The 24,765-nt window shown below is 73.6% G+C and carries 13 protein-coding genes; 6 read left to right on the top strand and 7 right to left on the bottom strand.

What is annotated here, in order from left to right; genetic code table 11:
• Positions 1-114 precede the first annotated feature (114 nt).
• The 4 genes from ACG83_RS02245 to ACG83_RS02230 form a co-directional block, all read right to left on the bottom strand.
• Positions 115-1,554, bottom strand: coding sequence for a nickel/cobalt transporter (locus tag ACG83_RS02245; protein WP_083472978.1), 1,440 nt, complete (start codon positions 1,552-1,554; stop codon positions 115-117).
• Positions 1,551-2,777, bottom strand: coding sequence for a DUF3500 domain-containing protein (locus tag ACG83_RS02240; protein WP_161934718.1), 1,227 nt, complete (start codon positions 2,775-2,777; stop codon positions 1,551-1,553). The genes ACG83_RS02245 and ACG83_RS02240 overlap by 4 nt, the downstream gene beginning before the upstream one ends.
• Before the next feature lie 365 nt (positions 2,778-3,142).
• Positions 3,143-5,920 carry an Hsp70 family protein gene (locus ACG83_RS02235; RefSeq protein WP_054564476.1) on the bottom strand — a complete coding sequence of 926 codons (2,778 nt, stop codon included), beginning with the start codon at positions 5,918-5,920 and terminating at the stop codon, positions 3,143-3,145.
• 3 nt (positions 5,921-5,923) lie between these two features.
• Positions 5,924-7,489, bottom strand: coding sequence for a fibronectin type III domain-containing protein (locus ACG83_RS02230; protein ID WP_054564475.1), 1,566 nt, complete (start codon positions 7,487-7,489; stop codon positions 5,924-5,926).
• A gap of 225 nt (positions 7,490-7,714) precedes the next feature.
• On the opposite strand from ACG83_RS02230, the gene ACG83_RS02225 reads away from it, so the two are divergent.
• The 5 genes from ACG83_RS02225 to ACG83_RS02205 all read left to right on the top strand — a co-directional run bounded on the left by ACG83_RS02225 (position 7,715) and on the right by ACG83_RS02205 (position 18,408).
• Positions 7,715-8,719 carry a MoxR family ATPase gene (locus ACG83_RS02225; RefSeq protein WP_054564474.1) on the top strand — a complete coding sequence of 335 codons (1,005 nt, stop codon included), beginning with the start codon at positions 7,715-7,717 and terminating at the stop codon, positions 8,717-8,719.
• A 15-nt stretch (positions 8,720-8,734) separates the two neighbouring features.
• Positions 8,735-9,907, top strand: coding sequence for a DUF58 domain-containing protein (locus ACG83_RS02220; protein ID WP_054564473.1), 1,173 nt, complete (start codon positions 8,735-8,737; stop codon positions 9,905-9,907).
• 617 nt (positions 9,908-10,524) lie between these two features.
• Positions 10,525-12,900 (top strand): transglutaminase domain-containing protein, encoded by a 2,376-nt coding sequence (locus ACG83_RS02215; RefSeq protein ID WP_054564472.1) that lies wholly within the window; start codon positions 10,525-10,527, stop codon positions 12,898-12,900.
• Positions 12,900-15,635: a PKD domain-containing protein gene (locus ACG83_RS02210; RefSeq protein WP_054564471.1), complete on the top strand. Its 2,736-nt coding sequence runs from the start codon at positions 12,900-12,902 to the stop codon at positions 15,633-15,635. Before ACG83_RS02215 ends, ACG83_RS02210 begins: the two co-directional genes overlap by 1 nt.
• Positions 15,636-15,654: 19 nt before the next feature.
• Positions 15,655-18,408: a PKD domain-containing protein gene (locus ACG83_RS02205; protein ID WP_152991236.1), complete on the top strand. Its 2,754-nt coding sequence runs from the start codon at positions 15,655-15,657 to the stop codon at positions 18,406-18,408.
• Between the two features lie 68 nt (positions 18,409-18,476).
• On the opposite strand, the gene ACG83_RS02200 is transcribed toward ACG83_RS02205, so the two are convergent.
• Positions 18,477-20,192, bottom strand: a complete 1,716-nt coding sequence (locus ACG83_RS02200; protein ID WP_054564469.1) for a dynamin family protein — start codon at positions 20,190-20,192, stop codon at positions 18,477-18,479.
• Positions 20,189-22,294, bottom strand: coding sequence for a dynamin family protein (locus tag ACG83_RS02195; RefSeq protein WP_063792965.1), 2,106 nt, complete (start codon positions 22,292-22,294; stop codon positions 20,189-20,191). Before ACG83_RS02195 ends, ACG83_RS02200 begins: the two co-directional genes overlap by 4 nt.
• An 86-nt stretch (positions 22,295-22,380) precedes the next feature.
• Here ACG83_RS02195 and ACG83_RS02190 point away from each other — a divergent pair, with 86 nt between their 5' ends.
• Positions 22,381-23,229 carry a response regulator transcription factor gene (locus ACG83_RS02190; RefSeq protein ID WP_054564468.1) on the top strand — a complete coding sequence of 283 codons (849 nt, stop codon included), beginning with the start codon at positions 22,381-22,383 and terminating at the stop codon, positions 23,227-23,229.
• 8 nt (positions 23,230-23,237) lie between these two features.
• Here the strand turns inward: ACG83_RS02190 and ACG83_RS02185 are convergent, their stop codons facing one another.
• Positions 23,238-24,677: an NlpC/P60 family protein gene (locus ACG83_RS02185; protein ID WP_054564467.1), complete on the bottom strand. Its 1,440-nt coding sequence runs from the start codon at positions 24,675-24,677 to the stop codon at positions 23,238-23,240.
• Positions 24,678-24,765 lie beyond the last annotated feature (88 nt).

The following is a 24,765-nucleotide window of genomic DNA, read 5'->3' as shown; positions in this document are numbered from 1 at the left end:
AGCTGTTGTCCAGAAATTCCGTCATCGGGATTGTTTTCGGTTGGCTGGGGAGCTGCGGTCAGCTGTAGGAGTACCAGGCGCCGCGGTTCACGGCGGTAGCGCTGGTCGCGAAGTTCAGATGGCGACGGCGAGCTGGGTCGCCCCGGTGACCGCCATGACCGCACCCAGCGCCGACACCACCAGCGCGGACAGGAGCGGGACCGCTCGACCGAGGCGGGCCGGGACGCGGTCGGTGACGCGGGCCAGCAGGGGCGCGCTCCTGACAAGCGCAAGCCCGATCCCGACGAGTACCCCGGCCAGGCCCACACTGAACGCGATGATCATCACGATGCCGAGCGCCGCGCGGTGAAGCCCGGCGGCGAGGAGCATCACGCTCAACGCCTCCGGGCAGGGGATGAGACCCGCGGAGAAGCCCATCGCCAACACCCCGCGCGGCCCACCGGCCCGCCCCGCCGCGCCATTTCCGTCCCCGCGCCCGTGGGAGTGCGTGTGCGCGTGGCCGGGGTGGTGGTCCTGCCCGTGCGAGTGGTCGTGCGTGGCGGTGACGGGAGCGAGGCTGGACTGCCAACGGCGGCGGACGAGGCGGGCGCCGAGCGCGAGTACCGACAGCCCGGCCGCGACCGTCAGCGCGGGCACGACCGCCCCGGGAACGAAGTGATTGCCCGCGGCCAGGACCGCGACGCCCAAGGTGAGGACAGCGGCCGTATGCGTGAACGTGATGGCCACGCCGAGGCCGACCGCGTGCCGGCCGGTTCCCGACTCGCCGACCAGGTAGGACGCCAGCAGTGCCTTCCCATGGCCGGGGGTGAGAGCGTGCAGCGCACCCAGCAGCACGCAGGCGCCCAGCAGGCTCACCAGCGCCCACGGACTGGTCAGCGGGCGGCGCAGACCCTCGATCATCGTCGCGCCGCCCGGCCCGCCGCGCCCGTCGCGATCGTCGGTGGAGGTCCCCGAGCTGCTGTCGCCGGCCGCGGTCGCGGCCTCGTTGAGCGCGGCGCTGATCGTGCGCCCGCCGTCGGTGTGCTGGATGGCGCCGACCGGCACCGCGTCGGCGCCGACGAGCATGCTCATCTGGACCTTGGGCACCGCACCGGGATCGTAGGAATCGTGGATGCGCAGGCCGCGGGAGCCCGCCGGCAGATCCGCGGCCCAGAAAAGCTGGATCGTGCCGACTCCCGCGGCGAGCAGCTCCGCCTCGGGGACGCGGACGCCGACCTGCCTGAGCTCGACCGTCGCCGTGTCGATCTGGATGGACAGGTCGGCGCGGACGGCCTCCGCCAGCGCGTTGCCTTCCGCCGGGCCGATTGTGCCGTCGCCATCGCTGTCGAGCTGCTGGACGTACGCGGCGCCGACGAGCACACCCGGGGTGATGTCGAGCTCGACGGCCAGCCCGGGCCGCTCCGGCGTCACGTAGAGCTGCTGGACGATCTCGTCGGTGGGATGTGCCGACGCGGGTGCGGCGAGCCCCGCCACGCCGGCGCCGAGCAGCAGGCCCAGCACAATCAGCCGGGCCAATGCCCTCCGGGCGGGATGGCCACCGGCCGCGGGGCTCATGACGTGTACTTCGCGCCGTACTCGTTGCTCGGGTCGCGGTAGACGCCGTGGATGTGGTTTGTCGAGGCTCCGGAGGTCTGCCCTCCGCTCTGGCCGGCCGCGCCACCGTTCTGCGGGGCGCCACTGGGCGGGGTCCCGCCGTTCGGCAGACCGGCGCCGTTCTGCGGAGCTCCGCTCGGCGGTGTTCCACCGTTCTGCGGAGCTCCGCTCGGCGGGGTCCCGCCGCCGGGCAGGCTGCCGCCGGCCCCCGGCACGCCAGCCATTCCCCCTTGCGGCGAGTATTCGATGACGAGGTTCGGGCCGCTGAAGCGGAAATAGGCGGCGCTGCCCTTGGTGGTTGGTCCATACCAGGCCAGGTAGGTCTGGTCGAGCACGGACCTGACCTCGTTCATCCGGATGGCGGCATCGGTGTCGTCGACCAGTCCGGTGTAGTGGCCGATCACCTTCAGCGCGGCGGCCTGCTGGTCGCTGTTCAGCTCGGACAGGGCAAGCCCTTCCGCAGCGATCGTCTTGCCGTCCTCGCCGGGGCCGAGAACGAGGTCGATCGGCGTGTCGCCGAGCACGGCGGCCTTTTTCTGGTCGTCATCGAGCGAGTCGACCAGAGCGAAGGCCTCGTCCTCGATGTCGCCGAGCGGGCGCACGGTCTTTCCGTCGGCGTCGGTGTAGGAGGCCGGCTGGTCACCGATGAAGCTCGGGGTCACCGACACGACGCCGGAGGCGATGGTGGCGTTGACGGTCACATGGTGCCCGCCCCACTGCCACATCCAGGGGCTGCTGTCCGAAGGCGTGCCGATCACGGCCAGGTAGTAGTACTGCTTGCCGTACTGGTCCGTCTGGCCGGTCTGCTTCGCGAGCGCCTCGTCCGCGTCCCATTCGCTCAGGACGCGGTTGTAGCCCTCGGTGCTCAGCGAGACCTTCATGATTTTCAGCCAGGCCTTCTGCTGGGTTTCGCTCATGTCGCCCCAGCGAAGACCCGACCGTGAGTAGAGAGCGGCCGGGAAGTTCGACCATTTCTTCTTCTGCTCGTCGTCGCTCCACTCGAACGAGACCGTGTCCTTCTTCGAGTCGTCCAGCGTGGCGAGGAATTCTTTCGCCGCGGCGGTGACCTCGGGCGTCACCGACTTCCCGGCAGGCGCCGTCGCGGCCGTTGTGGCCGACGGGTCCGCGGAGCCGTCGGACGACGAGCAGGCGGACGGGATGAGCAGGGCCGCAACGGCTCCCACGGTCGCCACTGCTCGTCGCAGTGGCCGACGCGGCCGGTCGCCGAAGGCTGGACGGATCAGAATCTGGGGCACCTTCCCACCTCGAAAAAGCTGCATCGCGGTCCTCGCGGGCTCTCCCCGGTGACCGGCTTCGCCAAATGCTAGCGGAATGTCGGGGCATCACCGGAAAACTCATATCAGATGCACAGGTGGGCGCCCCGGCTCGACGTCGCCGATGAATCTGCGCGAGAGGGGATGATCGTAGCTGTGAATATTCTGTGGATTTCCGGTCGGCGTCGGACCCGATATGGACGCAGCGTGACCGGATAAATGTTGGCGGAAGCGTGAGGTGAGCACGGCAACCGGGGAACCCGCGCCGGGTGCGCTCAGCGGGGCTGGTCGAGGTCGATCGTCCACGACGCCGGCGTCGAGCCGGCGACTGTTCCGGTCGCGAGGACCGCCCCGGGCGCGACCACCCCGAGCAGGTCCACCTCGGCGTCCGCGGTGCCTCCGGTGCTCCCGGCGACGACTGGCTCTTGCGGCGTCCATCGCCGTGCACCGGCGTCGGTCACCCAGAGGCGAGGCTCGCGGTGCCCCGCGGCCGGCGTGGAGCCCGTGCCGACGAGCCGTCCGCCGGGGAGTGCCGCCAGGCCGGTGACTTCGGCCCCGTCAGGAAGATCCGTCTCGACGGCGGCCCAGGCCGCCCCGCCGTCCGTCGAACGCCGGACCCGGCTCACCGAGCCAGCCCCGGATGGTTCCCGGCCCACCGCGAGCAGGCTGCCATCGGCAAGCCGGGCGACCCGGTCGAGGCTCTGGACGCCCAACCCGTCGACGCCGGTGACGGTCAGCCGTCTCCACGACGTGCCATCGGACGACGTCCATACGGTGCCGTCGCCCTCACGGTCGAGCGCGAGATCCTGGCCGACGGCCAGCAGGCCACCGGGGACAGCCACCACGTCGCGCAATGTGGCGTTCGACGCCCGTTCGACCGAGGCCGGCTGCCAGCTTCGCCCGTCCGTGGAGGTCCAGGCCGTGGCGGTGAACACGCCCGCGGCGCTGTCGTCCCAGCCGACCGCGACCAGCCGGGCGCCATCGGACGTCGCGGTCACGGCACCCAGGCCGCCGGTGACGCCACCGCCCGAGCCGGCGGTCGCGGCGCGCTGCCAGGTTGCCCCGTCGGCGGTCCACCAGGCGGCGGGCGTCTCGTCCGTCGAGCCTGAGCCGATCTCGCTCCCCACCGCGACCCAGCCGCCGCCCGGCCGTGGGGCGATTCCGCGCGCGGAGCCGCCTGCCTGTCCGCCTGTGCCAGCACCTGTGCCCGAGCCCGTGCCTGGGCCCATGCCCGCTCCCGCCAACGGGCCACCGGTCAGCCGGGCGACCTGTTCGGTGGCCGGAAGGGCCGTGCCGGCACCGGCGCCGGCGGTTCCCTGCCTGGTGGACGGCGGAGCGCCACCGGCCAGGTTGGGATCGCCCGTAGCACCGCCAAGGCCGATGCCGACCCCGACGATGACGGCGACCAGGAGCACCACTGCCGCGACGGCGGCGTACACGACCGCGCCACGTCGACCGGCCTTTCGGTAGTCGCTGTCGCCCGCGGTCCGCACCACCAGCGGCGCGTCCCGATCGGCGAGCGGGACCCGTCGCGGGACGCTCGCGGCGGGGCGCAGCAGCTGGTCGGTCGCGGCGGTGAGACCAGCCCGGTCGAGATCGACCCGCAGGCTCACCGCCGCGGGCGCGGCCTCGGCGGGTGCCGGGCCGCCGTGTACCGGGGCGATCAGGTCGGCGGCCCGACGGGCCTCCTGTTCCGCCGGGGGATCAACCTGGCTGCCGGGACCGGTCCTGCTCCACCCGCCCGTCGTCGTACTAGTGGATTCCACCGGGACGTCGTCCGGCGGGGCGGTGCGGAAGAGCTCGTCCGGTGGGGCGGTGCGGGAGAGTTCGTCCGGTGGGGCGGTGCGGGAGGGCTCGGCGCCGTCGTGCCAGCCGCTGTCGTGCCAGCCGCTGTCGTGCCAGTCGCCGTCGTGCCAGCCTGGTGCCGCGGGGTCTCGGCGCGGCGCTGCTGCCTGATCCGGGACGGAGGCCGCGGCCAGCCGGGCACCCGCGGAGATCGCCGCACCGAGGCAGACGGCCAGCTTCGGGTGCGCATCGGCCGTGACGGTCACCCCGAGGTGGTCCGCCAGCAGCCGGCCGATCATCGGAATGCGGCTCGACCCGCCGACGAGCAGCACCTGGGTGAGGTCGGTCTCCCGGCACCCGGCCGCGGCTATCGTCCTGCGCAACGCGTCGACGGTGCGCAGGATCAGGACCCGCACCGAGTCCTCCAGGTCGTCCCGCGTGATCGGGACGACCCTGTTCACCCCGGGCAGGATGACCGGGATCTCGGCCCGGGTGTCGTCGGAGAGCAGCTCCTTGGCCGTCACCGCGGCGGCGGCCACGGCGGCCATCGCCCGCGCTGTCGCCGGGTCGGCGACGTCCAGCTCGTACCAGCCTGGGCCGACGGCTCGGGCGACGTGCTCGAGGACGGCGTCGTCGACATCGGCGCCGCCGATGCTGTCCTCGCCGCCGGGAGCCCCGCACAGCTCGAATCCGTCGACGGTCCGCCGCAGCACGGTGGCGTCGAAGGTGCCACCGCCGAAGTCGTAGACGGCGAGCAGTTCGCCGGGGCCGAGCTGTCGGTCCGGCTGTGCCGCGTACCAGACCGCGGCCGCGGTCGGCTCGTCGAGCAGGCCCACATGTGTGCGCTCGCCGAGCCCGGCGCGACTGGCGGCCTGTTCCAGCAGGCCGCGGCGGTGCGTGGACCAGGTCGCGGGGCAGGCCAACGTCACGTGTGCCGGAGCCTGGGATTCCCGCTCGGTGACCTTGGCGACGACGTAGCGGATCATGTCGGCGGTGAGGTCGGTCGCGTCGACCTTCGTGTCGCCGAGCCAGATCGGCACGTCGTCACCGAGCCGGCGCTTGAACCCGCGGGCGACCCGGTCGGGCTCGGTCACGGCCCGCGCCTCGGCGGCCGCGCCGACGAGCATCAGCCCGTCCTCCCGCCGGAAGAGCACGCTGGGGATGACCGGGGAATGGTCGCCGAGGCCGACCGTCTCGGCCCTGTTGTCACGCCAGACCGCGGCGGCGGTGAAGGTCGTGCCGACGTCGATGCCCAGGGCGTAGGCCATCGGCTACCGGCCCAACACCAGCGAGGTCGGCCGCGCGCTGGGCGTCCCCGACGGCGGTCCGTTGCCTGCCGGGGTGGGTGACGGCACGGGACGCACGGTGGCGCTGCCGGCCTCCAGCGGAGCGAAACAGACCGGGTCCCGGCCGAGCAGCCCACTGGCCTTCTTCTCCGTGCAGTAGGCGTCGGCTTCTGCCCAGGAGGCGAACTGCCCGTCGAGGTAGATGATGACCTGCCCTGGGAACTGGCTGCCCAGGCGCTTCGAGGCGTCCGCGTCCGCCAGCACCGTCGTGACGCCGAGCGCCCGGTCGATCTCCGTCTTGCGCAGGAGTGGCTTCTGAGCGTCCTGCTCCTGCTTGTCCTCCTTCCAGAAGCTGCCGAGCACGACGTAGAAGCCCTGAGGCTCACGTCCCTGCCCGGTCTTCCCGCCCGGGTCGGTGGGAGTGGTGCCGGTGACGTTCGGGTCGGGTGTGGGCGTCGTCGGTGGGGTCGACGAGCCGGTCGGCTCCGGCGTGGCCGGGCTGGCCCCGGCGTCCTGGCACACCATCTCGGAGGCCTTGGATTCACCGCCCTCGTTGGAGGCGACGAGGCGGAAGCAGGTGTGGGCCCCGGCCGCCAGTCCCTCCCAGGTGTGCGCCGTCAGGGGGGCCTTCACCGGATGGAGTTCGTTGGCGGCTCCGTCCGCGTCCGCACCGACCAGCTTGTAGAGCAGGTAGTTCTCCGCGCTGGGCACCGCCGACCAGTTCAGGCTGATCGCGCCGGCTCCGGCGGGCTCGGCGGTCAGCCCGGTGGGCTGGTCCGGCCGGGAGACCTTGTCCGAGGCGAGCTTGTCGCTCGGCGCGGCCCGGGCCAGCAGGAGGACGGCCGCGGCACCGCCGACGAGTGCCAGCGCGCCGACCGCGGCGACGGCCCGTGAGAGTACGGGGACCTGCTCGAACACCAGCTCGACGGTTCCCTCGTCCGCCTTCTCGTCCGGGCCGGTGGCCCTGGTGTAGGTCAGCTGCACCGGTCGGGGGGTGACGGTGCCGAGCAGCGTCGGCACGCTGGCCCGCGCCTTCAGGTAGACCTCGCCGGTCTGGCCGGGATCGACGACGATCTCGTGCGGGGCGAGGGCGAATCCGAGCTCGCGGCGCTTGTCGGACGCCGTCACCCGCAGCCGGGCCGCGACCGTGCCCCGGTTCTCGAACCGCGCCGTCCACCGGCCGGTCCAGCGACCGCGCGAGATGGTCGGGGTAACCGTGGGAACGATGTCGTGGATCGCCCCGACGACCAGCTCGCCCTCGTCGACCGCCGCGCTGTCGGGATGATCCTGGGAGACGCAGCGCAGCGCGAACGGCACGCTCCCCACCGGCCCGACCGGCGGCCGGAACCGGATCTGGACGGTGTTCCGCCCGTTGCGCACGACGGAGACCGTCGGAGGGACGACCTCGGCCCAGGCAGCGGCCGGGCCGAGGACCTCGAACGTGTACTGGGCGATGACATCGGTGGCGTTGTGCACCGTCGCGGATGTCTGCACCGTCTCCCCGGGACGGACCTGAAGCCGGCGGTCCCGCAGTTCCACAACCGGATCCATCACGCTCCGCCCGCGTCCGTACGGTGTGCTCCGCACCGGTGACGTCCCGCACGGTACGGCCGGTACGGCCAGCGGGGCCGGCGCGGGACGTCGCCTGCCCGCAGGTATCCGGAGATCGCCCGCCAGGGCGGGGTGTGCTGCCCTTTCGGGACCACAACCGCGAGGCCGTTTACCGGGGCGCTCGACCTCCCCTAGCGTTCGCCGCGTGATCGTTCGGAGCGGCTCATGACCAGCCCCCCGGCGGCCGGCGCCGCGGCGGGAGACGCCGAGGTGACCTGGTTCCGCGAGTGCTTCGAAGCACTGCACGGCAACATCGGGCGTTTCGTCCGGGGGAAGCCGGAGGTCATCAGGCTTGCGCTGGTGTGCCTGGCCGCCGAAGGGCACATCCTGATCGACGACGTCCCCGGAGTCGGCAAGACCTCGTTGGCGAAGGCGATCGCGAGCTCGATCGAGGGCGGCCTGATGCGCCGCATCCAGTTCACCCCCGACCTGCTGCCGACCGACGTCACCGGGGTGCAGATCTGGAACGCCGAGAGCCGGGAGTTCGAGTTCCAGCCGGGCGCGGTGTTCGGCAACGTCGTCCTGGCCGACGAGATCAACCGGGCCTCGCCCAAGACGCAGTCCGCGCTGCTTGAGGTGATGGAGGAACGGCAGGTCACCACCACGGACAGCATCCCGTACGAGGTGCCCCGGCCGTTCATCGTGATCGCCACCCAGAACCCCGTCGAGCACGGCGGGACGTACGACCTGCCCGAGGCGCAGATCGACCGGTTCATGGCGCGCCTGCACATCGGCTACCCGCGGTACGAGGCCGAGGTGGAGATCCTCGCCAACGGTGCCCGCGGGGTGACCCCCCGGTCGCTGTCGCCGGTGGTGAGCATCGCGGACGTCCAGCGGATGACGCAGATCGTGCGCCGGATCCACCTCGCGCCGGCCCTGCTCGGCTACATCGTGATGATCGTCTCGGAGACCCGGCGGATTGGTGAGCTGCGCCTCGGTGTCAGCCCCCGCGGCGGGATGGCCCTCGCCGTCGCCGCTCAGGCCCACGCCGCGGCCGCCGGGCGGTCGTTCGTCAAGCCCGAGGACGTGCAGGCCCTCGCCCCCTATGTGCTGGGGCACCGGATGCTGCTGCGGCCCGAGGCGGAACTGTCCGGGGCGACGAGTGAGAGCCTGCTCGGCGCGATCATGACCTCGATGCCGGTTCCCGACCAGCGCGTGTCCTCCTACTAGCCCGGCAGGGAACCGATGGGGTCCTCACAGGCAACGGGCAGTACGCGGATCACCGGTTCCGGTGTCGCGATGGCGGCGGCCACCGCCGTGCTCATCGCGGCCGGGCTGGTGCTGGACTACCCGGAGCTGCTCGCCCTCGGCCTGGTGGCCGGGGTGGCGCTGCTGTGTGCCGCCGGCTGGATGACGGTGACACCGGACGTGACCCTGATCCGGGAGATCCACCCGCCCAGCGTGTTCCAGGGTGACGGCGCCCGGGCCCTGGTCACCGTCACCAACGCGGCGCGGCGGCGCAGCCCGCCGATCCTGGCGGCCGAGACGGTGGGGGAGCAGACCGTGGCCGTGGCGCTGCCCAGCCTCGCGCCCGGCGCCCGGTTCCAGGCGGCGTACCCGCTGCCGACCGACCGACGCGGGGTGTTCGAGGTCGGCCCGCTCGTCGTCGGGCACACCGACCCGTTGCGCCTGCTGCACGTCGGGCGGGCCTTCCCGGACCGTTCCACCTTGCGGGTGCATCCCCGCATCCACACGGTGGACCCGCTGCCGACCGGCGGCTCGCCGGACATGGACGGCCCGACCAGCGCGACCTCGCCGCTGGGCGGCGTCGCGTTCCACAGCCTGCGCGAGTACGTCCGCGGGGACGACCTGCGGCTGATCCACTGGCGGTCCACCGCACGCACCGGAAAGATGATGGTCCGGCACAACGTCGTTCCCAACGAACCGCGGATGACGGTGGTGCTCGACACCAGCGCCGCCCCCTACGCGGGCGACTACTTCGAGGACGCGGTGCGGGTCGCCGCGTCGCTGGCGGTGTCGGGCGCCCAGCACGGCTTCCCGGTGGAGCTGTGGACCACCGGTGGGCGGCGTGGTGCCGCCGAGAGCAGCCGCGATGTGGCCGGCCTGCTTGACCTGCTTGCCGCCGTAGCGCCCGCCGACGACGACCCGGGGCTCGCCGAACTGACCCGGATGACGCCCGGTGAGGACGGCATGGTCCTCGGCGTGGTCACCGGTCAGCCGCCCGGCGCCAGGCTCGGCGCCGTGTCCGCAGTGCGGTCGCGGTTCGCGATGGCGAGCGTGGTGTGCGTCGGGGAGGAGCACGGGCGCCCGGGGCTACCCGTCCGCGGGGCGCTCACGGTGAACGTGCGGACCAGCGACGACTTCGCCGCGGTCTGGAACTCCTGGGTCCGGCGGTGAGCGGCCAGGAGACCCCGCCACCGGGCCGGCGGCGGGACGAGCCCTCACTGGCCGAGACGACCCAGCCACTCCCGGTGCTCAATCTGCCCCCCGCGCCACCGCCACAGCCGGCCCGCGCACCCCGACCACTGCCCCGCCAACCGCAGACGCCTTCGCCCCCGCGGAGCCCGCGGCCGGCACAGGCCCCTCCGCCGGCGCCGAGTCCGCGACAGCCGCAGGGCCCGGGGCAGCCGCAGCGCCCGCGGCCGGCTGCTCCGCCGCCCACCCGGCCGGCCGCCGGGTCCGCGCCATCGGCCCCGCCGCCGGCGTTCCCGCCGGCTCCGTTCGCCCCACCGGCCCCACCGGCCCCACCGGCGCCGTACGCTCCACCGGCTCCTTACGGGGCGCCGGCCGGCTCTGCGCCTCCGGCTCCGGCTCAGGCCGCGCGGCCTGCCCGGCCCGGCCCACCGGGTGATCGGCCAGTCCCACCGGTCCCCCCGGAGCAGGGCGCGCCGGAGGAATCCGGATCGGGCGGCCCGGCGCGGCGGGGGCTGCGCCCGCGTCGCCCGCGCCCTGCCCGGCGGACCACCTTCCGTCCGCCGCCGCCGGCCGTCAGGTCCTTCCGGCCGGCCCAGGTCGTGCTCGCCGGGGTCCTCACCGCCCTGGTCGGGCTCGCGTTCGGCGGGCTTTTCGCCGGCGGCCCGGCCGGGCGCGCCGCCCTCGAACTGGTCGCGGCGGCGGCCTGCGCCGCGGCACTGGGCTGCCTGGCCGGCGCGCGCCTGCGGCCGGCGCCGCTGGTCGGCCTGGCCGGGCTGGCCGGCGCGCTCGCCTTCAGCGTTCTCGTACTGTTCGCGGGCCGGCTCACGGACGGGGCGTCAGTCGTCACCGACTTCGGTGCCGCCGCCCGGGACGGCTGGGCGCGGCTGCTCACCGTAGGCCTGCCGGCCGCCCCCGACGGCGATCTGCTGTTGCTGCCCGTACTCCTGGTGTGGCTGGCGGCGTTCAGCGCGGCGGTGCTGGTCGTGCGGGCCGAGGCGGTGCTTGCCCCGCTCCTTCCGCCGCTGCTCGGCTACATCGTCGCGTTGCTGCTGGTCGCCAGCCGTGGCCGCTCGCTGTTCGTGCTCACCGGGCTGATCGCCGTCGTCGGGCTGGCGCTCGCCGTGGTGCGCGCGGCCCAACTGCCCGGCCGTGGCCGGATCGCCGCGGTCGCGGTAGGCCTGACCGAGGACGGCCCGGGTGCTCCAGGCGGCGCCGGGGCCTCGGGCGAGGCGGACCAGGCGGGCAGTGACGCGAGTGGTCCGACCAGCCGGCCAGGCCGTGGACGGTCACCGTCCGGCCTGCGGTCCCGGTCGCTGGCCGGTGCTCCGTCCTGGCGCCGGCCGCGAGCCGGCCAGCTGGCCGTCGGGATCCCGGCGGTGGCGCTCATGGCGGCGCTCGGCACCGGCCTCGCCGTCCTGTCGCCGATCGCCGAGGGGAACGACAGGTTCGACCCGCGCGACCACCGGCATCCGCCCGTCGACATCACCTCGACGCTCAACCCGCTCGTCCAGGTCAAGTCCGCACGCGGCGGCGCCGAGCGGAAGCTTTTCACGGTGCGGCTGCCGAGCAACGACGGGAAGGTCGTCACCGACCGGATCCGCACCGCCGTGCTCACGGACTTCGACGGTGCGACCTGGCGGGACGACAGCGTCTTCGTCCGCACCGGCAGCGTTCTCGGTACGGACGACACCCCGGTGACCACGACCGGCCGCGAGATCCAGATGGACGTCACCGCCCAGGCCCCGGGCGGCCCGTTCCTGCCCACGCTCGGCCAGCCGACGGGCATCCGCGACGCCACCGTCAGCTACGCGTACCAGCCCAGCTCCGGGTCGCTGGCCGCGACGGACCCGCTGCGGGCCGGCGACCGGTACGTGCTCACCGCCCAGGTACCTGTCGCGGACGACCCCAGACTCCCGGACGCCCACGTCGCCCGCGGCACGGAGATACTTCCCTACCTGGCGCTGCCCGCCAACATCCCGGAGGAGATCACCTACGCCGCCGCGGACGCGGTGGGCACCGAGACCACCGCGTTCGGCAAGATCACCTCGCTCACCGCCTACCTGAACAACTCCACGATGTTCCCGGTCGACCTCGACGCCCGTCCCGGCCACTCCCTGGGCGCGCTGAAGAGGTTCCTTGATCCAGGCGGCGTGAAGGCCGACCATCACGGCTACGTCGAGCAGTTCGTGACCGCGTTCGTGCTGCTGGCCAGGATCGAGAGCCTGCCGAGCCGGATCGCCGTCGGGTATCTGCTCGATGGGCGCACCTCGTCACAGGCGGGAGAGTTCACCGTGACGTCCCGTCAGGCGTTCGCCTGGCCGGAGGTCGCCCTCGAGGGAATCGGCTGGGTCGCCTTCGACCCCACCGACATCTCCAAACTCAAGGATCGGCTTCCCCCGCCCGACCCCGACGACCCGACCGGCGGCGACGGCGCGGCTCAGGCCCCCGAGGCCCAGGCGGCGGACGCCGTCGTCCGCCCGGAGCTCGACCGGTCCGCGGACCTCGGCGCCACCGGCGGCGGATCCGGCGCCAGCAGCCTGTGGTGGGTGCTGTTGCTGGTGCTGCTCGTGGTGGCCGTCGCCGTGCCGGCCGGGATCGTGGGGGAGAAGGCCCGGCGCCGCCGTCGCCGGGCGCGGGCCGGGCCACCCGCGGCACGGGTGGCCGGTGCCTGGCGCGAGGTCCGTGACCGGCTCGCCGAACGCGGGCTGGCCCGCTCCCTGTCACTGTCCGCGGACCAGGTCGCCGACCTGGCCGCCGCGCGGCGCGGTCCGCTGGTCGGCGACCAGCTCGCGCTGCTGGCCCCGCTGGTCGGCACCGCCCTGTTCGGCGCGACCGAGCCGGACGACACCGATGCGCGCCGGGCCTGGGAGCTCACCGCGGCGGCGAGTCGCGAGCTGCGCCGCAGTGACGGCGTCCGGCGCCGGGTCACCGCGACACTCAGCCCGGTGCCACTGCTGCCACGACGTCGCCGCTGATGAGCAGAACGGGCGGCTGGCCGCCGGTGGTCCGCATACCCGCCGTCTGGTGGGCGCTGTGCGCCGTCCTGCTCGGCACCGCCGCGGTGGTCGTCACGGCCGCCGACGGACCGAAGGCCCGCACGGTGGCCCTTGATGACGGCACCACCTGGCTGGTGTCCTCGGCGGTCGGCCAGGCAGCCCTGCTCGACGGCGCCTCCGCGTTGACCGACGGGGCGTCCGCCCAGGTGGTGGCGCAGGTCGCGGTGGGGCGCGGTGAGCTGACCGCGGCCCGCTCCGGCGCGGACGCGTTCGTCGCCAACGCCACCGCGAACAGCGTGACCCGCATCGACGGCGCGACGTACCGCAAGACCACGGCGCCCGCGCCGCTCGGGCGGGCCGGCGAGCCGCTCGCCCTGTTCCCCGGCAGGTCAGCCCTCTACGCCGTCAGCGCGACCGCTGGGCTGGTGACAGTCGCGGACCCGGCGACGCTGCAGGTCCGCGGACCCGAGCAGTCACTCGGCGCCCGGGTCCGCGAGGGTGCCGCGCTGGTCGACGGTGCCGGGCTGCTGTGGCTCATCGACAGTGACTCCGGTGACCTGATCCGTGTCGATGACTCCGGCAAGCACCCGAAGCCGTCCGGTGCCGACCCCGCCGCGGCCACCCTCGTGCTGGCCGGCGGGCGGGTCGCGGTGGTGGACACCGCGGCGCGGACCGTCCGCCCGGTGGGCGCCGACGGCGTGCCTGGGCCGGCGACCTGCCTGGACGTCCGCCAGGGCGACGAGGCGGCGGTGACCGGCTCGCCGACACAGGACCGGGTGTACGCCGTGTCCGGTGATCGCGGTGTGCTGCTGGTGAGCGACCTGGACCGGAGGTCCTGCGACCGGGCGGTGGATCTCGGTGCCGCCCGCCATCGTCTGGGCCCGGCACAGGAGGCGGCCGGCCGGGTGTTCGTCCCCGACTACACGACCGGCGAGGTCGCGGTGATCGACCTGGCCAGCGGCCGGGTGGTGGCCCGCCCCGAGGTGCTGGCCGGTGGGGACGAGACGGTCTTCGAGCTCGTTCCGAGCGGGTCGTTCGTGTTCTACAACGACCCCGCCAGCGAGCGGGCCGGGGTGATCCGCCTCGACGGGACCACGGTGGAGATCCAGAAGTACGACCCGGAGCGGCCCGACGCCGGGCTCGTCCCCGGCGGCGGCGCATCGGGCCCGTCCTCCGGGCCGGGCGGATCCGGGTCGTCATCCGCACCACCGACCACTCCGCCCACCACCGCGCCGCCCACCATCACGCCGACCCCGACCCGTTCGACCCCCACCCCCTCGACCCCCGGCACCACCGGGACGGTCGCGATCGAGCTGTCGGCGGATCGGGCCGCCATCGGCGAGCAGGTGACGATGCGGGCTGTGGCGACCGACCGCACACGGTTGGGTGCCGTGCGTTGGGAGTTCGGCGACGGTTCCGCCGGCGGCGGCGTCCAGGTCTCACACAGCTGGTCGAGGGCAGGGCAGTTCACCATCACGGCACGGGTCACCCTCGCCGACGGCCGACAGGCCGCCCCCACCGCCCGGATCACCGTCGTCGCCGGCATCCCGCGGCCGGACCCGACACCGACGCCAGGGCCGGATCCGACATCGCGGCCGGACCCGACATCGAGCGGGTCAGGCCAACCCGACCCGACCATCACATCAACCGGGCCGACCCCGTCCCAGACAACACCGAGGTCGGAACCGCCCACCGCCGAACTCTCCCTGACCGAGTACGCCGGCACTGTCACCGCCGACGCGAGCGCTTCGAAATCGAACGTGCCCGGCGAGCAGATCGCCAGCTATGCCTTCAATTTCACCGGGACTTTCGGGGCACCCCAGTCGGCCCCGCAAGCCAGCAAGGTCTACGGTTACGGGACCTATCAGATCGGCGTTCGGGTGACCGACACCGCCGGCCTTACGGCCGAGACCACCCGCACCATCCTCGTCCGGGATTCGTCCTTCGGTCTCACCATCACCCCCGAAGGGCCCGGCGGAGTCAGGGATTCTCGAGGCCAGATGTGCCTCGTGGCGGGGGCGAGGGAGTGCAGGGGAACCTGGGACCTGAGCGATACGGTCACACTGACCGCGGTTCCCAACTCCGGAGCGACGTTTGTCGGCTGGTCCGGTGACTGCACCGGCCAGAGCCTCACCTGCACGGTCGTTCCTAATCGCCCCGATATGAGCGTGACCGCCACCTTCGCCGAGCCGACGCCGAACCGGACGTTGTCGGTGACGGCCAACGGACCGGGCCGGGTGACCGGCGGTGGCATCTCCTGCCCGGGAACCTGCTCGGTCTCCGTCGCGGACGGCACGCAGGTCACCCTGACGGCGACCGGTGACGGCGGCGACTTCACCGGCTGGTCCGGCGACTGCTCCGGCACGCAGAGCTGCACCGTAACGCTCTCCGGCGGCGACCGTTCCGCGACGGCGACGTTCGTGGACTCGCTGGTGGCGTCCCTGCGATGGGTGGACGACGGCTCGCCGCTGCCACCCTACGGCCCGATCTACGCGGTTCTCGACGCGTCGGCGTCGAGTGGCGCCGTCTCGTACAACTTCGACTACGGCGACGGCACCGGATCCACCGGATGGATCACGAGCTCGCGGGCCCCGCGGCACGCCTACAACACGGAGGGCCCGCCGGGCACCAGCTGGACGGCGACGGTGACCGTACGTGACAGTTCGGGTCGGGAGAAGTCCGCGACGACGTCGATCTACGTCAAATGCTGCTGACGCTCGGGGGATACCGAGAATGACAACGCGGCGGCGATCCTTCGGCGGCCCAGGCCGCGCCGGCCCTGGGCCGGCGCGGGTCGTCTGGGCGCGGTTGGGACCGGCGCGGTTGGGATCGACGTTGCTCGCGCTCGTGGTCGTTCTCGGCGCGGTCGCGGTCGTCCTGTCGGGGCGCGGTGACCGCACGGTGAAGGTGTCGCTGCAGGACGGCGCGGCCTGGCTCGTGTCGTCGAAGGTCGGGCAGGCCGCCCTGATCGACGGGGCGTCCGCGCAGGTGGTGACGCAGGTGCCGGTCGCCGGAGCCAACGCGGATCTGACCTCGGCTCAGGCCGGGGCCGACGCCTTCGTCGCCGACGGCGTCACCGGCAGCGTGGTACGCGTGGACGGCATCACCTACGAGCCGTCCAAGCCGGTCAGGTTCGCCCAGCCCGGCCAGCGGATGAAGCTCTTTCCCAGCGGCGACGGCGCCGGACTGTTCGCCTTCACCGAACAGTCCGGCCTGGTCACGGCGGCGGACAGCCGGTCACTGCAGCCCCGGCCGAGCCAGGCTCTGGCTTCGAGGATCGTGCCCGGCGGCGGGGCGGTGGACGGATCCGGCCGGCTGTGGCTGATCGAGGCCGGTTCGGGTGACCTGGTCTGGCTGGATCGTGGCAAGGCGGACCGCCGGGCCGCGGCGGTCGACCCTGACGGCGCCCGGCTGGTGGTCGCCGGCGGCAGGGCGGTGGTCGTCGCCGGGAGCTCGGTACGGCCGTTGGAGGCCGACGGCAGCCTCGGGGCGGCGACCTGCCTGGCGGAGAACCCCGCCGACACGACGGCCGTGGTGACCGGCTCCCCGGAGAGCGCACGCCTCTACACCGCCTCGGGGCGGCGTGGTGTGCTGCTGGTCAGCGACCTGGCCCGGCGGTCCTGTGACGTCGCGGCCGATCTCGGCGCGGCCGATGACGAGCTCGGCCCGCCGCTGGAGGTGGCGGGCCGGGTGTTCGTGCCGGACTTCACCACCGGCGAGATCTTCGTCGTGGATCTCAGCCGGCCCCGTGACCAGCCGCGCCGGGCGAAGGTCCTGCCGCCCGGCACCCGCTTCGAGCTCGTACCCGGCGGCTCGTTCGTGTTCTACAACGATCCGGCCAGCGAACGGTCCGGGGTGGTCCACATCGACGGCACGACGACCTCGATCAACAAGTACGACCCCGACCGGCCGGAGGTCGACCTGATCAACGGCCAGGGGAGCGAGCCGGGGCCGCCGGGGTCAGGGCAGTCGGGGTCGCCCGGCTCGTCGGGCGGGCCGACCACCCCGGCGCAGAGCCAGCCCTCGACGCCCTCGCCCACCCGGCGCCCGTCAGATCCGGCCAGCGGCGCCGTGGCGATCGAGCGGTCGGCGGGCGTGGTCGCGGTCGGGAAGCCGGTGGCACTGCGGGTGGTCGCGGCGGACGGGGCCCGGATCAGCGCCGTGCGTTGGGATTTCGGCGACGACAGTGGGGGCCGCGGCACCGCGGTGTCGCACAGCTGGTCACGAGCCGGGCAGTACACGGTCTCGGCCCAGGTCACCCTCGCCGACGGCCGTAGGGCCGCACCGGTCGCCGGAATCACCGTCACGGCGCAGCCCACACCCACCCCGACGCCCCCACCCACGCACCTCTCGACCCCGACCATCCCAACCACCCCGACCATCCCAACCACCCCGACCGTTCCAACCCTCCCCACCAGCCCGACGCAGACGCAGGAGAACGGGAAACGGGGCCCGACGGCGGTGCTGGCCGTGACACCGGCCTCGGGCGGTGCGCCGCTGGTCGTCAACGTCGACGCCTCCCGATCGACAGCCGGCTCGGAGCCGATCAGCGACTACCGGATCGACTTCGACGACAACGGCGCGGTCGCGACCTCGCGGACCGGTACCCACCGCTATGCCGCCGCCGGGACCTACACCGTCCGGCTCACCGTCACGGATCGGGCCGGCCGGAGTGATTCGGTGACGCGGCCGGTGACGGTCGCCGCGGCGTCGGTGGCGCCGACGGTGCAGGTCACAGCCTCGACGGTGCCAGGAGAGCTGGTGGTGAACGCGACCGCCGCCGCGACCCAGGGCACCGCGGCGCTGCGCGACTACGAGTTCAGCATCGCCCCCGCGGGATCGCCCGAAAGCGCGCAGCCGCAGGGGGTGAACACCGCGCGGTTCACGGTTCCCGCCGCCGGCACCTACCGGGTCACGGTCAAGGTCACCGACACGGCGGGGCTGACCGCGACGGACACCTCGCAGGACGTCGTGGTCACGGTCGCCCGCCCGGAGCCCTTCGAGCTGATTCCACACGCCAGCAGCGCACTCTGGCGCAGTGGCGCGGGCACGCCGGCGTTCGGACAGGAGGGCCAGACCCAGGGCGATGTCAACGTCAGCAACGGCGGGTACCTGTTGGAGAACAACACCTCCCCGACCTATATGGCAACGCATCCGAACTGGGCTTCGGACGGCTGGATAACCGGTCAGTTCGACCTTCCGCAGGCAATCGTCGACGGCCAGAGATTCCGTGCCCAGATAGGATTCGTCAAGGCTCAGCAAGGTAATGTCGGCCGCGTCCTGTTCAGTGTCAAAGCCGTTTATCCGGACGGCCGGGTCTCGGCCTCGCTGGTAAGTCAGGAAGACATCCAGTCCGACGGCTACATGCCGACCGTCGACGTCGACCTGTCCGGTGTCAGCGGCGCCACCGCGATAGTTATCCGGGTGGATGCGCTCGGCGACGCCGCACAGGACTGGGCTGCCTGGGTGAACCCCCGGGTCGAATAGCGCCGTCGCCGTCGCCGTCGCCGTCGCCGTCGCCGACGGCGCGCGGGCGTCGGGTGGACGACGGCGGATCAGCCGCCGGTGGTGGCGTGCAGCAGGCCCTCGCAGGTGCGGCGCAGGATGGCCGCGGCGCGGCGGGTCGGCTGGGGGAGCAGGCGGTTCTCCGCCAGCTGGCGGTAGCTGCCCAGGACGGCCAGCACCGCCGGCCGGATCTCGGCGGCGTCGGCGTCGGCGGGCAGGCCGAGTCGGGTCCGCACGTCCACCCCGGCGGCGCCGAGCAACCGTTCCATCTCGTCGCGCCGCCCACCGTCCAGGCCGCGCAGGTCGGCCGTGCCGGTGCGCAGCTCGCCGATCAGGCGCAGCTCGGCGAGCTCGTGCGCGCCGGCCTCGATCTGCTCGCGGCGGGCCCGCAACAGTGCCAGCAGTCGGGGCGGCGGGCCCACCGGCCCGTCCGCGCCGGTGGCCTCGCCCGTGGCGCCTTCGCCGAGAACTCCGTCCAGGACGCGCAGCGCATGCTGGGCTTTGAGGACGTCGGCGCGGTCGGTGAACTGCCCGCGGAGCAGCTCGGTCAGCTCGGGCAGGCCGCTGCGCGCGGTGAGTTCCGCGGCGAGCTCGGCCGGGTCACGGGCGTACCCGAGCCGGGCCAGTGCCACGGCGAGACGTACGCCGGCGAGGCCGAGGCCGTCGATCAGGAGCGCCCGCACCGGCGCGGCGACGGATGTCGACGCGGCCGGGGCGACGAACCGGTCGACGGACAGCAGCAGGTCGTCGGTGTCCGCGGCGGGCTCGGCGGCGAGTGCCAGCAGCTGGCCGAGCTCGTCGCCCGACAGCCGGGTGCCGGCCTGGGCGAGCAGGCCGGCGACCGGTACGACGGTCTGCACCAGGGCGCGGACCCGTTCGTCGCGGCCGATGGCGGCGGCGGCCCGGCGGGCCACGTCCACGGAATCGGTGCGTCCGGGAGCGATCTCGTCGGCCCGGGAGAGCACCCCGATGGCATGCGCCGGGGTGGCCTCGCCGAGCCCGGTCCGCCGGAACGAGGCCAGGAAGTCGACGTCGGCCGCGTGCAGGTGACGCAGCAGGTAGATGATCGCGTCCGCACCGGCCAGTGTGGGGCCGGCGGCTCCGGAGCCGGCCGTGCCGAGACCGGGGGGCACGTCGCCAGCAGGCCTGCCGCCGGGCCGGCGGGCCGCTGGCCGGCGGGCGCCCCTGGTCAGGAAACTCTCGGTGCGCCGGGAGAGCTCCACGGACAACGAGGCGATGCCCGGCGTGTCGATGAGGGTGAGGCCGTGCAGCCGCGGGCCCGGCAGCTCGACCCGCAGAGCCTCCACGCCGGGACCGGCCGCGCCGGCTCCGGGGGCTGCCGTGCCCGCGGAACCGGCCCCACCGGGCAGCCCCGCCAGGTCGACATGTGCGCTGCCCGCCGTGCGGCTTAGCCGGGCCTCGACCACCGACCCGTCCCGCAGGTAGGCCCAGGCCGCCTCGCGCGTACCGGCGGCGTAGGAGGTCACGATCCGGGTGCACTCCGTGGCGTCGGTCGCCGCGATCTGCTCGCCCGCGAGGGCGTTGAGCAGTGTGGACTTGCCGGCCTTGACCCGGCCGGCGAGCGCGACCCGCAGCGGCCCGTCGAAGCGGTCTACCTCCTCGCGCAGGACCGGTTCGGCGGGGCATCCCTGACAGGCGTCGAGCGTGTCGAGGAGCAGAGCGCGAACCAGCGCACGCAGGCTCCCAGGGCGGCCGGCGGGGTCGCCTGGACCGGTGTGACCGGTGTGACCGGTGTGGCCGGTCACCTGGCAGCTCCCCGTCCTGCCCGTCCCGTTCTGCCCGCTCGGGCCGCTCGGGCGGCGCCGGCCGGGTCGCCGGCGCCGGGTGCGCCGGCGGCCTCCGTCACGGCGCGCAGCCGGGCGATGTCCCTGTCCAGCACGGCGAGCCGGGCCTGGCGCGATTCCTCGGTCTCCCGACCGGCCCGCTCGGCGGCCGCCAGATTGCGCCGCGCCTCGGTCGTCAGCTCCGTGGCCAGCCCGGTCAGGGCCTGGTGCAGGCTGACGCGGAGCTGTTCGCAGACGACGGTCGCGTCCTGCGCGATGATCCTTCCAGCCTGTTCGATGTACTGCCGCGCGGCTTCCTTGGCATGTGCCTGGTGGGCGCGGCGTTCGTTCGCGCGGACGGAGGCGATCGTGCGCCGCCCGAGCATCACGAGCGCCCCGATTCCGACCGGGGCGAGCACCGTTGTGAGGGCGGCGAGCCCGGCGATGCTGGCAAGCGCCCCACCAGCCGAGACGATGACCATCCCGACACTCCCGCCGCGTGCGCCCTGTGCCAGCAGATCGAAACCGGTCGACTGGGTGAACTCGAGGCCGCGGACGTCCTCGACCGTGGGCAGTGGCCGGTCGACCGCCGTGGCCAGCAGCTCCCGGACGGGGCCGGCGGCGGCCTCGAACGCCTGCGTGACGGTGTCGACGAGAGTCGTGCCTTCGGAGCGGATCTGCTGGCGGTGGTCCAGCAGGGTCTCGTTGACCGCCTGGAACAGCCAGCTGCGCAGCTCGTCCCACTGCTCGGACGGATCACTCGCGGTGATCTTCTCCTCCGCTCTGGCGTGCAACGTCCGGATGCTGGCCGCCAGGCCGTCCCTGCACCGCAGGGTCATCTCCGGGTACTGCTGCGACAGCTCCTGCCGCCAGACCGCGGCGGGCTCACCCATCCGACTCGCGTCGCGGACGGCGGCGGCCAGGCCGGTCGCCCGGTCGCCCGCGTCATGCCGCGGATCGGCGAGTGCTGTCCGTTCGGTCTCCAGCTCGGTGAGCAGCTGGCGCAGCGCGTCGGCGGCGGTGGCGCGGGCCAGCCGTTCAAGGCGGGCCCGGCGCGGTGCGACGATCTCGTGGCGCAGATGGGTCACCAGCGCCGGGTAGCCGGACTCGGTGTCGAGATCAGGCCGGTGGTCGCGCAGGGCGCGCAGCCGCAGCGGCGCGCCGAGGGGGAAGACGGTGAGGTCCAGACCCGCGCGCCGCAGATGCTCCCGGTTGGCCGCGACCACACGGCGCCAGTGCGGGCAGGCGTCGATCTTGGTGATCGCGAGCAGCACGGTCGCGCCCTGCCGGACGAGCCGGCGGATCAGGTCCAGCTCTGGGGCGGTGAGTTCCTGCCCGGCGTCGGAGACGAACAGGACGGCGTCGGCGCTGACGGCCGCGTCCAGCGTCGCCGCCGCGTGGCCGTCGGCCAGTCCGCCGTTCAGCCCCGGGGTGTCGAGCAGGGTCAGACCCTGCGCCAACAGCTGCCGCGGGACCCCGACCTGCGCCGAACTCACCGGACCGGTGTCGGAGCCGAGGCCGGTACCAAGGCCGGTGCCGGTGCCGGAACTGGAGCCGATCGCGAGGCGCGTCGCCGCCGGCGGGCCCTGGACGAGGTCGTGCAGCGCCTCGATGGACACCGCCTCGAGGGACGGCTCCTCGACAGACCGAGCCTCGGCCGGTGGTGCCGCTGTGGGCGGTGACCCGCCGGTCGGTGCGTCACCCGGGGAGGATCGGGCGGCGCGCCGCACCGTCGCGGCCGGGTGCGGGGCGTAGCCGACCACGGTCGGCACCAGCGTGGTCGAGATCGGGTCGGTGCCGCACACCGCCGCCCCCAGCAGGGCGTTGACCAGGGTGCCCTTGCCTTTCTTGAACTCGCCCGCGACGACCACCAGGGCGTCCGGTGTGACCAGCCGGCCGCGTTCCCGGGCAAGCCGCACCTGCAGGTCCGGCCGGCCTCGCCGCCCGGCCTCGGCGGCCACCGCGTCGAGCAGCCGGATCGCGGCCGAAGGCCCGCCGGCGGCCGGGTGTGCCGGGTGCGCCGGGTGCGCCGGACGTGCCGATGCCGGACGCGCCGGATTTGAGTCCGCGCCGAGGCCCGTCATGAGCGTTCCTTGAGCGGTTCGTGAGGACGAGCCGACCTTGAGTGCGCTGTGCGATACGTGGTCGTCAACGACAGGGAGGACGGACCATGCCCCACCGCATCCGAGTGCTGCTCCGTGCCAGCGATCCGATCACCCAGGCCGGTCTGGCGGCCCAGCTGGGTGGCTGCCCGGACATCGAGATCGTCGAGAGGCTGCCCGGAGCTGTCGCCGTGAGCGCGGGTGGGGGTGGTTCCGAGGCGGCGGTGGCCGTGGCCGGCGCCGGCGGTGCCGGGCCGGGTGCGGCTGGGCGGCCGTCGTACCTGCGTCCCGTCCAGCTCACCGCGGAACCCGATCGGGGCCGCGAGCATGGCGCCACACCGGTGCGGCCGGCCCACGACGGTGCGGCGCCGGGTGGGCCGAACCCGTCCGGTGCCGGCGGTGATCCGAGGGCGGCCGACGTGGTCCTGGTGAGCGCGCAGGGCACCGACGAGCGCACCCTGCGAATGGTGCGTGAGCTGCAGCAGGGTGGGGTGCCCGTCGTGCTCGTCGTCGCGGAGCTGGAGGCTCACGACCTGACCGCCGCCGTTGAGGCGGGCGTCGTCGGGCTTCTGCGCCGCGCCACCGCCACCCCGGAAGCGGTGCTGGCCGCCGTGCGCGGGGCCGCCGCCGGTGAGGGCTACCTGCCACCGGACATGCTCGGCTCGCTGCTGAGACAGGTCCAGCAGGTGTCCACGCAGGTGCTGGCGCCGCGCGGGCTCACCTTCTCCGGGCTCTCCGAACGTGAGCTGACGGTGCTGCGCCTGGTCGCCGAAGGGCACGACACCCAGGAGATCGGGCGGCGCCTCAACTACTCGGAACGGACCGTGAAGAACGTCCTGCAGGACGTCACGCGGCGGTTCGGGCTGCGCAACCGCTCCCACGCGGTCGCCTTCGCCCTCCGCCAGGGCCTGCTCTGACTGGCGAGTCAAAGGACCGTGTGTCCGTCGAGGCCGCCGGTACCCGTGTCCACATGATGGGTGAGGGATGTACTGCTTCCGGAACCGGAACCGGAACCGGAGGCGGCATCGGTGCCGGCGGGGTCGAGGTGGTCGAAGGCCAGCGGGTCGAGGCCGAGCTGGTGCTCCGCGCCGTCGAGCAGGCCGTCACCGTCGGAGTCCATCCGGCTCGGATCCGTCCCCAGCACCCGCTCCAGATCGTCGCTGAGCCCGTCGTGATCGCTGTCGAGCGTCGCCGTCGGCCCGGTCGCCCCGTCGAGGTGACCGGCACCGAGGCTGTCCGGGTTCGTGGGGCTGCTCCCGAGGGCGAGCTCGGCGGAGTCGGGCAGGCCGTCATGGTCGGAGTCGGCGGACGTCGGGTCCGAGCCCACGCGCAGCAGCTCGTAGATGTCCGACAGGTTGTCGTGGTCGCTGTCGACGGCAGCGGAGTCCGTACCGAGCTGGCTCTCCAGCGCGTCGGTGAGGCCGTCGCCGTCGTTGTCCGCCCCGCCGGCCTCGGTGCCGACCCCGCCGGCCAGGGCCAGGGAGCTGCTCGAGTACCCGCCGGGCGGTGCCCCGGCGCCGACCGGGCCGGACAGCCCCGGCAGCACCGCGGCCCGGTTCAGCCAGTCACCGCGGTTGTCGAACACACCGACCCCCAGGCGCGAGTTGCGCGCCTCGATCGTGCGGCCGTCACCCAGGCTGATCGCCACATGGCTGATGTAGCCGTTCGGGTCGGCGCGGAACAGCAGCGCGCCCGGGGTGCGCAGCGCGTCGTCGACGGAGATCTCCTGCCCGTGGGTGCGCAGCTCCTCGTACTGGGCCGCGGCCCCGTCGGGGATCTCGACACCCGCCTGCGCGGCCGCCCACTGGGTCAGCTCCGAACAGTCGAACGCGGTCGGGTCGGAGTCGTCGAGGTGCGCCTCGGCCCCGTAGACGTACTTGTCACCGGCCTGCGCGAGCGCTGCCTGCAGAAAACGGGCCGTCGTCTCGTCGAGGTGGCCGCCGCCGGCGTCCCCGGCGGCGGTGAGCTGATGGCCGTAGCCGGCCGTCCCGGCCCAGTTGCCGTGGGCCTCGCCTTCACCGGCCAGCTGGGCCGCCCGCTCGGCCTGGGCCCGGTAGTCGAGGTAACGGGCGTCATCCAGGCCGTGGGTGGTGGTCCACGGCGAGACGTCCCGGCCGCCGCGGGAGACCTCGTAGGCGAGCTTCGCGTTGACCGCGGGGTCGTAGGCTTTCTGGTCGGCCCACTGGCGGTGGGCGTCCATGTTGATCTGCCACAGTCCGCGGGAGTCCTCCCCGCGGGTCGCGTGGGCGGAGCTGTCACCGCCCGACTCGGCCAGGGCGATGGCGGTCATCGTCACCGCCTGGTCCGGGGTGAAACCCGCCGCGCGGGCGTAGCCGTAGATGTCCGCGGCGTTGTACCTCGCCATGAGCCGACGCTACGTCGATCACGCGGCGGGCGGAACCGTCGCACGCGCAGATGTTTCGCCTCGTCTCGTTGCCCGAACACGCAGCCCG

Source organism: Frankia sp. R43 (assembly GCF_001306465.1).
Classification (GTDB): Bacteria; Actinomycetota; Actinomycetes; order Frankiales; family Frankiaceae; genus Parafrankia; species Parafrankia irregularis.
The sequence above is the reverse complement of the archived record's forward strand: the minus strand, read 5'-3'. Positions and strand labels throughout refer to the sequence as shown.